Source organism: Stagnihabitans sp., from assembly GCF_964946895.1.
On record NZ_CBBQHX010000072.1, the window covers coordinates 1 to 10,384 of the forward strand.

9 protein-coding genes and 1 pseudogene are annotated in these 10,384 nt (G+C 58.5%); 8 read left to right on the plus strand and 2 right to left on the minus strand.

Going from position 1 to position 10,384, the window contains the following annotated elements; genetic code table 11:
* Window positions 1-144: 144 nt before the first annotated feature.
* The 3 genes and pseudogenes from AC1Y2B_RS22750 to AC1Y2B_RS22760 form a co-directional block, all read left to right on the plus strand.
* Window positions 145-1,938 (plus strand): annotated as a pseudogene (locus AC1Y2B_RS22750) (strawberry notch C-terminal domain-containing protein); the annotation flags it as partial.
* A complete protein-coding gene (locus AC1Y2B_RS22755; RefSeq protein WP_482255415.1) occupies window positions 1,938-3,002 on the plus strand; it encodes a DUF7146 domain-containing protein in 1,065 nt (354 codons plus the stop codon). The pseudogene AC1Y2B_RS22750 and the gene AC1Y2B_RS22755, both read left to right, overlap by 1 nt.
* Before the next feature lie 285 nt (window positions 3,003-3,287).
* Window positions 3,288-4,214 carry a DUF2493 domain-containing protein gene (locus AC1Y2B_RS22760; protein ID WP_482255416.1) on the plus strand — a complete coding sequence of 309 codons (927 nt, stop codon included), beginning with the start codon at window positions 3,288-3,290 and terminating at the stop codon, window positions 4,212-4,214.
* A gap of 164 nt (window positions 4,215-4,378) precedes the next feature.
* On the opposite strand, the gene AC1Y2B_RS22765 is transcribed toward AC1Y2B_RS22760, so the two are convergent.
* Both AC1Y2B_RS22765 and AC1Y2B_RS22770 read right to left on the minus strand, forming a co-directional pair.
* Window positions 4,379-4,804, minus strand: a complete 426-nt coding sequence (locus AC1Y2B_RS22765; protein WP_482255423.1) for a PIN domain-containing protein — start codon at window positions 4,802-4,804, stop codon at window positions 4,379-4,381.
* 69 nt (window positions 4,805-4,873) lie between these two features.
* Window positions 4,874-5,938, minus strand: coding sequence for a helix-turn-helix domain-containing protein (locus tag AC1Y2B_RS22770; protein WP_482255417.1), 1,065 nt, complete (start codon window positions 5,936-5,938; stop codon window positions 4,874-4,876).
* Between the two features lie 195 nt (window positions 5,939-6,133).
* On the opposite strand from AC1Y2B_RS22770, the gene AC1Y2B_RS22775 reads away from it, so the two are divergent.
* Genes AC1Y2B_RS22775 through AC1Y2B_RS22795 form a run of 5 tightly spaced genes read left to right on the plus strand, consistent with a single transcriptional unit; the run spans window position 6,134 to window position 10,190 of the window.
* Window positions 6,134-7,078 (plus strand): CBASS oligonucleotide cyclase, encoded by a 945-nt coding sequence (locus tag AC1Y2B_RS22775; protein ID WP_482255418.1) that lies wholly within the window; start codon window positions 6,134-6,136, stop codon window positions 7,076-7,078.
* A gap of 1 nt (window position 7,079) precedes the next feature.
* Window positions 7,080-7,574 (plus strand): HORMA-1 domain-containing protein, encoded by a 495-nt coding sequence (locus tag AC1Y2B_RS22780; protein ID WP_482255419.1) that lies wholly within the window; start codon window positions 7,080-7,082, stop codon window positions 7,572-7,574.
* Entirely contained in the window at window positions 7,571-8,467 is an 897-nt protein-coding gene (locus AC1Y2B_RS22785) for an AAA family ATPase (protein ID WP_482255420.1), read from the plus strand. The genes AC1Y2B_RS22780 and AC1Y2B_RS22785 overlap by 4 nt, the downstream gene beginning before the upstream one ends.
* Window positions 8,467-9,633: a hypothetical protein gene (locus AC1Y2B_RS22790; protein WP_482255421.1), complete on the plus strand. Its 1,167-nt coding sequence runs from the start codon at window positions 8,467-8,469 to the stop codon at window positions 9,631-9,633. Before AC1Y2B_RS22785 ends, AC1Y2B_RS22790 begins: the two co-directional genes overlap by 1 nt.
* A complete protein-coding gene (locus AC1Y2B_RS22795) occupies window positions 9,630-10,190 on the plus strand; it encodes a 3'-5' exonuclease (RefSeq protein WP_482255422.1) in 561 nt (186 codons plus the stop codon). Before AC1Y2B_RS22790 ends, AC1Y2B_RS22795 begins: the two co-directional genes overlap by 4 nt.
* Window positions 10,191-10,384 lie beyond the last annotated feature (194 nt).

The following is a 10,384-nucleotide window of genomic DNA, read 5'->3' on the forward strand; positions in this document are numbered from 1 at the left end:
TGAGAGTTGGAGGAGGAGGTCATGTCGGGGTGTCCTTCTGCGGTTGAGAGCAGAGGCATCATGATTATGCCAAGTGGAGATCCCAAAATGAAACAGCATATCAACGACATGAAGCGCCGCGCTCTGCATAACGCGGACGCGGCATATTACGTTGGCTCGTATCTTCAGCATTCCTTCCCGGTTCAACTCTATGAACCGTTCACCGATGGTGAAGGCAATCTGTCCTCACGCCCGGTGTTCCGCGATGGTCAGCCGGTCGAATGCCGCGAGGCCGTGCGCCGGCGCGATGAAATGCTGGAGCACCTCGGATCGTTGCCCGCAGTTCCGGGCGCGCTCGATCAAGTGATCCAGCATTTTGGGACGGAGATGGTCGCTGAAGTGACGGGACGGTCGCGCCGCATCATCCGCAAGGGCGAAGGTTCGACGGCACGACTTGCCGTGGAAACTCGCGCGCCATCAGCCAACCTAGCCGAGACCTCGGCCTTCATGGATGATCAGAAGCGCGTGCTGATTTTCTCCGATGCCGGTGGCACCGGGCGCAGCTATCACGCCGAGCTCTCGGCCAAGAACCAGAGGTTGCGAGTTCACTATCTGCTCGAACCAGGCTGGAAAGCCGATGCCGCGATCCAAGGCCTTGGCCGCACGAACCGGACCAACCAAGCACAGCCCCCGCTGTTCCGGCCGATCTCGACCGATGTGAAGGCGGAGAAGCGCTTTCTCAGCACCATCGCCCGCCGCCTCGATACGCTGGGTGCAATCACCCGCGGGCAGCGTCAGACCGGCGGGCAGGGACTGTTTCGACCCGAGGACAATCTCGAAAGCCTCTATGCGCGAGACGCGCTGCGCCAACTTTACCTTCTGATCGTGCGCGGCAAGATCGAAGGCTGTTCGCTGCAGCGCTTCGAGGCGGCAACCGGCCTGAAGCTGATGGATAGCAATGGCATCAAAGATGATCTGCCGCCGATCACCACCTTCCTGAACCGGCTCCTGGCCCTGACCATCGAGATGCAGGGCATCCTCTTCACGGCCTTCGAACAGCTTCTTGAGGCGCGGATCGACGGGGCGATGGCCTCGGGCACATATGATCTCGGGCTGGAAACCTTGCGCGCCGAGAGCTTCCGCATCACTGACCGTCAAGTGATCTACACCCATCCGACCACCGGAGCAGAAACCCGTCTTCTCTCCATCACGGAACGCCGTCGCAACCGACCGCGCCTGTTGGACGAAGCGCTCGCCGAACTCGACGATCCGCGAGCCGTCCTGATGATCAACAGCCGTTCGGGCAGGGCGTCAGTCCAAGTGCCGACCACCAGCCTCATGCTAGACGACGGCGAGATCGAACGGCGCGTGCGACTGATCCGTCCCACGGAAAGTCAGAACATCGCCGTCCGCCTGATGGGCGGCACGCAATGGGTGGAGACAGACCGCCCCACCTTTGTGGCCGCCTGGAATGCCGAAGTGGCAGAGGTGCGGGAGTTTACCGACGCCACATTGCATGTGGTTTCAGGCCTTCTCCTTCCAGTCTGGAAGCGCCTGCCCCAGGACGAAACCCGCGTTTATCGCCTTCAGACCGATGACGGCGAGCGGATCATTGGACGAAGGGTCTCTCCCGCCTGGGCTGCAACAGCAACCGGGGCTGGGGTGCCCAGCCTCTCCGCCGACCAGGCCTATGCTGCGCTGATCGAAGGCAAGACGATCATCGATCTGACAGAGGGCCTGCAACTGCGCCGCTCCCGCGTCATGGGGGTAAACCGGATCGAGTTGACCGGGTTCACCGAAGGCATGCGCGAGCGGCTGCGGGCTTACGGCCTCTTCAGCGAGATCATCTCTTGGAAACTCCGCTTTTTCGTGCCGGTCGGACCTGATGGTACGGGAGTGCTTGCCAAGCTTCTCAACCTCTGGCCTATCTCCCGCATTTCTGAGCGTGAGGTTGCCTGATGTCCCGTATTGATGCCGCAAATTTGGCGCAGCGCCTTGGCCAGCAGGCCGAGGCTGTCTGCCGAAGCTATCTCTCGAACGGGCGCAGGCAGGGCAACTATTGGCAGGTTGGCGATGTGCGCAACACGGCAGGGCGCTCCATGTTCGTGCGCCTTACAGGTCCCGCTTCGGGTAAAGGTGCCGCTGGCAAGTGGCAGGATCCATCCGAAGGCAGCCACGGTGATCTCCTCGACGTCATCCGCGAAAGCCTTGGGCTCAGCGACTTCGCCGATGTGATCGAGGAGGCCCGCCGCTTCCTCAGCTTGCCGCAACTGGAACCGGTGCTGCATACCCCAACACTCAACATTGCACCCGCGCCCTCTGGTTCGTCAGAAGCGGCACGGCGGCTTCTCAGCATGTCTGGCCCGCTCAAAGGCTCGCTGGCGGCAACCTATTTGCGGTCACGCAGCATCACCAATCTCCGCGAAACCGGCGCCCTGAAGTTCCACCCCAACTGCTACTATCGGGGGCAGGGCGAGGATCAGACCGAGACCTGGCCGGCCATGATCGCTGCCGTCACCGACCTCGAAGGCAAGGTCACCGGGGTGCACCGCACCTGGCTTGCGCGCGATGGCGGCTCAAAGGCGCCTGTCGACACACAGCGGAAGGCGATGGGGGATTTGCTCGGCCACGCGGTCCGGTTCGGGGTAGCCAAAGAGGTCATGGCCGCGGGGGAGGGAATCGAGACCGTGCTCTCCATCCGACAGGCCCTGCCCAAAATGTCGATGGTCGCAGCGCTGTCAGCCGGACATCTCGCAGCCCTCCTCTTTCCGACACATCTGCGCAGGCTCTATATCGTCCGCGACAACGATCCGGCGGGGGACGGTGCAAGGGATAGCCTGGTCGCCCGGGCGCACGCGGTCGGGATCGAGGCAATCACGCTCTCGCCCATGTTGGGGGATTTCAACGACGATCTTGTCACCCGCGGTCTGGATGCACTTCGGGCGCATATCCGGGTGCAACTCGCGCCGGAGGACGTCAGCCGCTTCCTGACGCAGGATCATGTGAACCGTCGAAGCGGGTGATCCCAGAGGTCCGATTTCATCACGGGCTTACGGCTGCAGTTCCATAAGCGGGACCACGCCTCGGCCTTCTAGAGGGCGAGCGGCCCACAAGCGGTCCGGTCAGGCAATGGCGGCGCCCGACTATTTTCCGCCGCCGCCAGAGGCGGCTTTGCATCGCGAGGCAAAATAGCCGGGCTTTGCCATCGAGGCCCTCGCAAAAGGCTCGGGCTGCCAGACCGGACCGCTTGTCGGCTTTTCGTCGCCATGAAGGCCGCGACGGTCGCGGTCCAGACGATGGAGCATCCCATGTACGCCCATGACGAATTCGAACCCGATCACACCTCCTCGCCGACCGAAACCATGATCCAAGACCTGCAGCTTTTTGGCTACCGCCCCGCAGCGGGCGAGGCCGACCCCCGGGTCACGCCCGAAGACCACGTCATCCAGACCGCCGTCGCCGACATCTTCGACGCCCTGATTTCCACCATGGCCGACACCAGCCTCGATTTCGACCTCGACGAGATCCTGTGGTCGACCGTCAACACCTTCCACCGCGCCGCGGAGCGGATCGAGGCCAAGCTCGACGACAACGAGCAATCGCAGAAACGCCTTCAGCGCGAACAGGACGGCTCCGAGGTGAAATCCGTCCAGCTTGAAACCCTGATCGACATCGGCCAGGGCCTGATCGACCGGCGTGAGAGCATGGAACTCTTCCGCGAAACCGCTGCCGACCTCTTCCTCAAGGCCACCGGCACGCACTGGTCACCGCGTTCGGGTTCGCGCACCAGCCATCGCCACCTGACCGCCGCGATGATCGACAGCCGCGACTTCATCGCCGCCAAGAAACGCGCAGAAACCGAGAGCCTGGTGCCTCCGGGGCCCAAGGTTGCCTTCTCGGGCGGCGACACCACCGATCACCGGCTGATCTGGGACCGTCTCGATAAGATCCACGCCAAGCACCCCGACATGGTGCTGTTGCATGGTGGATCGCCCAAGGGCGCCGAGCGTATCGCGGCCACTTGGGCCTCCAACCGCAAAGTGCCGCAGGTCGCCTTCAAGCCGGACTGGACCAAACACGCCAAGGCCGCCCCCTTCAAGCGCAACGACCAGATGCTGGACTGCATGCCGATCGGTGTCGTGGTCTTCCCGGGCACCGGCATCCAGGACAACTTGGCCGACAAAGCCCGCAAGATGGGCATCCCGGTTTACCGCATGGCGACGGGCAGCGCGTGAGCGCTGCCCAGCACAAAGCTGAACCACGAACTAGAATGAGTCCGATGCCGTTTCGCAGCAGCAATGCCAGTCGTGTCATCGGAAATGAGCCAGCTCGCGGGAAGATCCGTACCATGCCGGTGCCACGACCTCCCAGCAGTCGGGGTCAGCTTCCTTCCACATTCCTAAAGGGTGAAACGGACCAGTCTTTCCTGCACTTCTTTTGCAGGTAACCTGCATCTTGGATGTGCGGCTAATGTACTCAAACCGCCATGCAGGCGATCAACGTCTACATGCGCCCCGTCCGCCAGTTGATCGAAGACCCAAAGAACGCCGTGCATATCGAGTTGCTCGGCCGTGGCGAGTTTTCGCAGCGTGCCGTCCCCCGTCAACAGTCCCCAGCCGCGCGACTCGGCGATCGCAAACGCAAAGGTGTCGGGGGTAGAAAGCTGGACATGTTGACGATTTACTATGGTTGCCCGCAGAACTTCGACTGGTGTCAATTCCTCGATCCGCAGGCCAAGCTGTATCAGCCTGTTGCCAAGTTCACCGAAGAGCTCTCGTGCAAAGAGCAAGTCGGGCACAGCAAACTCGAATGGCAGTAAGAACATTTCCTCGAGAAGGTCAGCCCTCTCGAGGTCAATAAGTATTGATGTATCCGAAACGAGAATGGGCACCTATCAAACCGCCACCTGATCCAACCGCTTATCGAGTTCGCGCACGGAAATACCGAGGAGTTCAGCGGCGCGCGACTCCCCTATGACACCTTCAGCGAGAGCTCGATAGCAAAGACGCTCAAAACGCCGGGGTTCCTCCACCTCAGGAGCCATGCTCTCCGGTTCCTCATAGGGAGCGGCACGCCATCCTCGCTCGGCGAAAACCTTAAACAACGCTGCACATGCCGATTGGCTTATGATCCCCAAGTCTTTGCAGCGATAGGCGAGCGCCTGGATGCTCACACCAAACCGCTTTTTCAGGGCAACCAACTCTCCAATGCTTATAGATGAGCGGTGTGCACCCATCTCCGCGCGCAGAACGTCAGCAGGCATCAGGAATGCACCAGCAAAACGGTGAGCCGCCTTCTCTTCGTCAACGCCACCAGATGGAGCTATGACCATGTGGCCAAGCTCGTGAGCGAGATTGAACCTCTTGCGCTCTGACCAAGTGCTCTGCTTGATCACGATCACGCGGGCTGCCTCTCGCTCTTTACGGCGCACCTTGGCCGCAAGCCCATCCACGTTATCCAGGTCGAGAGACAGAACCTTTATGCCCCGCTCCTCCAGTAGTTCAGCAAGCTGGGGAATAGGATCATTCCCTAGGCCCCAATCCTCACGAACTGAGCGTGCAGCATCTTCGGCATCGCGCATATCGGCCACCGGGTGCGGGGCGCTTCGAGGCTGCTCCCAGTCGACGCTTCGTAAATTGAGAAGGGCTTCGATGGCCAAATAGCGCTCCAGCATATGGATAGCACGCGCCTCTAGGGCCGCCTCCTCTCTGACAGACGTTCCTACCCTCTTGCGAAAATCGACCCCCTCCAGTGAGAGGGCATCTTCGCTCAGTAGATATTCTTCCGAGACATTCAGCGCTTTGGCCAGTGCGATCAGCGACCTGGAACCCGGCATGTCCTCATTTCTCTCATACTTTCCGATGGCTTGAGCAGAGACGACACCGCCCATCGCATCAGCCAGCGCACGAAGTGACATGCCTGACGCCGAACGCGCGACCTTGAGCTTGGCTCCGATCATGGTGGACTCCCCGGTTTCACAGTTTCCATGTGTATAACATGTGGACAAATTTGTAAACCGAAACCTCTTGAAAAATGGTTAATCCTTCCCCATCCTAAAGCACGTACCGGCAAGCCGGCATGTTTTGTAAACCGAACTGAGTCGATGCGAGGGTTCACCGTCGTGGCGATCAGTGCCAGATCGACAGGATGAGCTATGGCCCTCACCAACACCGAGCTTCGCTACTACGACAGCAATGTGCTCCGCCTACCAGCGGACAAGCGGAAGGAATACCATGCCCAGGTTGATCGCCTGATCGAAGCCTTGCGCAAGAGCGTCAAGGAAAAAACCGAGATCAAGATCACCAAGGTTGTGAAAGCCGGATCCTTCGCCAAGTTCACGATCCTGCGCAGGACCGCCTACGACCCCGTCGATGTCGACGTGGTCTTCTACATTTCCGGGCGGGACGCGGGGAAGGAAACCCTCGATAGCCTCAACACGACGATCTATGACCTGCTAATCAAGATCTATCCCAACAAGTCAGTCGAGGATTTCGTAATCCAGCGCAAGGCTGCCACCGTGACGTTCGTTGGCACGGGAGTGAGCGTCGATATCGTACCGGTTATCGAGGATGAGAGCCGTCCGGGCTATGGCTGGCAGTTCGATATTCATGACGATTCGAAGATCCAGACCTGCGCGCCGTGTCAGATCCAATTCGTGCGGGACCGCAAAGACCAAGATGGCGATTTCCGGACGCTAGTCCGCATGGCCAAGAAATGGCGAAATTACGCGGAAATCAAGCCGCTCAAGTCGTTCGCCATCGAGCTGATCATGGCGCATGTGCTCGCATCGCAGGGAAGGGAAGGTTCTATTGAGCAGCGATTCCGCAACTTCCTCCTCTACATCGCCCAGTCCGGCCTCAAGGAGCGGATCAGCTTCCCCGAAAACGCGCTTCCACTGGGCAGTTTCTCGGATCCTGTCGTGATCTTTGATCCGGTTTACAGCTTCAACAACGTCACCAGCCGGATTTCTGAGGCGGAGCGGCAGGAAATCGTCGCGGCGGCACAGGATGCTTGGGAAACAGTGAACTTCGCATCGGTCGAGAACGACGTTGCGGTTTGGAAAGAGGTCTTCGGGCCCGGCTTCAAGGTGGAGGACTGAAATGAGCCAGACGAGAACCGCTTCGGCGACCTACACCACTACCGATATCGAAAACGTCGTCAGGCGTGTCAGGGCCGATCTCGCGATGATCGCCGACAGCACCGGCGCATGGACGTCACAGGAGGCTGCTGATTATACCAGCGATATCGAAATGCTGGCTAAGGCGGGCTACCTCGCATGGGTGGACGTCACACTGCTACAGTATGGCATCGAAATGAAGGCAGTGCGTTTTGATGTCGATACTAACGCGGGCACGCTGACCACCAGCCGTCCAGGCGGCGTTCTTTGGCCGCGCGTAACGGGCGCGAAACTGCGGATTGTGATCAGCTACACCGCTGCCTACACGAGCGCAGCGAGGGAGGCGATGCGGAGTAAATTGAAGATCAGTTGGACTACCTCATACGACGACACCAGCCATTCGAGCCTCAATTCATCCGGCGGGCGCAGCTACGTCAGCAGTACCTATGGGATGCAGAGGAAGGATTGGGCAGCATGAGCCAGCCGAGCATATTTGACAGCGAAATCGCCCTTCCGAGCGATAACTTGGCCGCGCGCGAAAAGACATTGCTCGGCTTTGATCAGCGCTACGTCCGTGTTCACGATCAGCTTCGCCTTTTGCTCAACGTCGGCGCACTTGGCGAGTGGAACAAAAAGCACCATGGTGGCAAGCTCGCTATTTGCGATCTGGTCGCCGAGCAATATCCGCTTGTGATCTTCCACGGCGACGTTGGAACGGGCAAGACTGCCATGGCGGAATGCATCTCCAACCGGCTGGTGGCCGAAGCTCGCAGTTCCGATTCGATGCTATTCAAGCTCTCGAACCGGGTGCGGGGCAACGGTATGGTTGGTGAGATGGGCACACTGATTGCTGAAGCCTTTCGTAAGGTCACGCAATCAGCTGGAAAAAACCGGCGGGCGATCCTGATTATTGATGAAGGAGACAGCTTGGCGGCGTCGCGCGCGCAAGAACATAGCCATCATGAGGACAAGGTGGCGGTGAACACTTTGATTCAGGGTATCGACGATTTGCGGCAGTACGGCGGAAGGATCGTCGTGATCCTTTGCACGAACCGCCTTTCAGTTCTCGATCCGGCCCTGCGCCGACGGGCCGCGATCATCGAGACGTTTAGTCGTCCCAGCGATGCTGAGCGCCTGCAACTTTTCCAAATGGACCTTGCCGGTCTTGGACTCACGCAGGTCCAACTCACTGAGTTAACCAAGTTGACCGGCACGAGGGAGCGCCATCCATCCTGGACGTACTCGGACATTCGTACCCGGCTTTATCCTGCGGCACTTGCTATGGCTTATCCCAACCGTGCCCTGAGCTTCGCTGACCTAACGGCGGTGGCTTCCACCCTTCATGCATCCCCTGTCATGGAGGACAAGTAATGGCCCGGTCTCCCCTGTTTGGACGTCGCATCCACATCTCCGGCAGCGTCGCAAACGATCTGATTGTCGCGCCCGCTGCTGAAGTTGAGGCAGCGCGCGAACTGATCGCCCTGCTGGTCAAGGAGCTAGTGAAACGTGGCAGCAACTTCGTCGTTCCTGTCGATGCTGAACCCAAGCGGAACGTCGATGGGTTGCCCGTGTGCTTCGATTGGCTGATCTGGAAAACGGTGAAGGAAAACCTCATCCATAGGCCCCAGAATGTGCCTGGACCGTTCATTGTAGCTGTACAACACCACAAGACCGAGGAGCAAATACCGGGCGAATACGTCGACCTTTGGGACCAACTTCGCGACTCTCAATTGATCAAGATCGAGAGTGCGGCGCACTGGAACATGAACAGCAAGCGGATGGAGGCGCAAGCGAGGTTTGGCGATGTGCTGGTCTCGCTAGGTGGTGATGAAGGGGTTCTGTATCTAGCAAACCTCTATCATGACGCTGGCAAGCCCGTCGTGCCACTTAACCTCGCCCTTTGCGCGGAGAACAAGGGAGCGCGCCGCCTTTACAACTTCGGGCTCGCAAGTGCCAATACCCGTCGCCTGTTCCAAATCGCCGATGATGGGGATGCGCATGATTGGATCAACCGAATAGGCTTCCCTAAGCGACAATCCATTCCTGATCGAGTTTCGGCCTTGATCAATTTGCTTGAATCCCTTGAGCGCCCCAAGGCTTTCGCTGTTCGTCTACTGAACCCAAACCATGCGGACTATGCGACCGTGCAAGATTTCTTCGATGTCGTGGCCAAACCAGTGCTTGAAGATGAGTTCGGCTATCGACTGATCGTCATAGACGGGCGGCAAACCTACGAACACGCACGGATCGATCAAGAAATTTTTGCCAAGCTTCATCGCAGTAGTGTTGTCCTTGCAGACCTAACTGGTGCTCGGCCAAACTGCTTCCTCGAACTTGGCTATGCGCTCGGGCGCGGATTGCCCACGATGGTCACTGCGCGCGAGGGAGCCGACTTGCCGTTCGACATTACGACTTTCGCTGGCCATCATTGGAAGGCGAGCGGCAGCGCCCACGACCGCAGGCAAGCTTTCAAGGAGCATTGGCATGCCATTCGTAACCGGCCCACTCTCGTTCCAACCGAGCCTCTGATCTCATGACAGACAAGCGCGAAATATTCGTTTCGGTCGACGTTGAAACCTCAGGGCCAGTGCCAGGTGAGTACAGCCTATTGTCGATCGGGGCATGTGCTGTCTTTGACCCTGACAACGGCTTTGCATGTGAGGTCCGGCCGATCAACGGCAATTTTGATCCTGCAGCCCTCAAGGTAACCGGGCTATCAATGCAACAGCTTGAAAAACGCGGCCTTGAACCTCATGAGGCTATGAGAGCCTTTTCAGATTGGCTTTCGGCTTTGGCAGGTGCTGACGAGTTGATTGTCTTCGTCGGCTTCAACGCACCTTTCGACTGGTCTTTCGTGAATTACTACTTTCATCGCTTCTCAGGATCAAATCCGTTCGGTTTTACAGCCTTGGACATCAAGGCGCTCTACATGGGAGCAACGGGCTGCAGTTGGCGTGATACTCGTTCGAGCAAGATCGCTGAACATCTTAAACCTGCACTCATTGGCACTCACGATGCGTTGCAGGATGCCCGCTATCAAGCTGAAATTTTTCGGCTAGTGAGGGGATTAGGTTCTGCAGGACTGCAAGGCTAAATGTGCTGCTGCTTCGAGGTACATCTCAATCGAAGCAGCATGAATATTACATAATTACTATTATCAGATATTAAAAAAAATCTCAATAACAATATGTTATGTAGGTTTTTGCTCTCTGTTCACGTCCCAGGTGGAGCAGTTGGAGCATTGGTCGTACTTCGTCCCCCGCTCTCGCTGATCGCGACGATACAAGC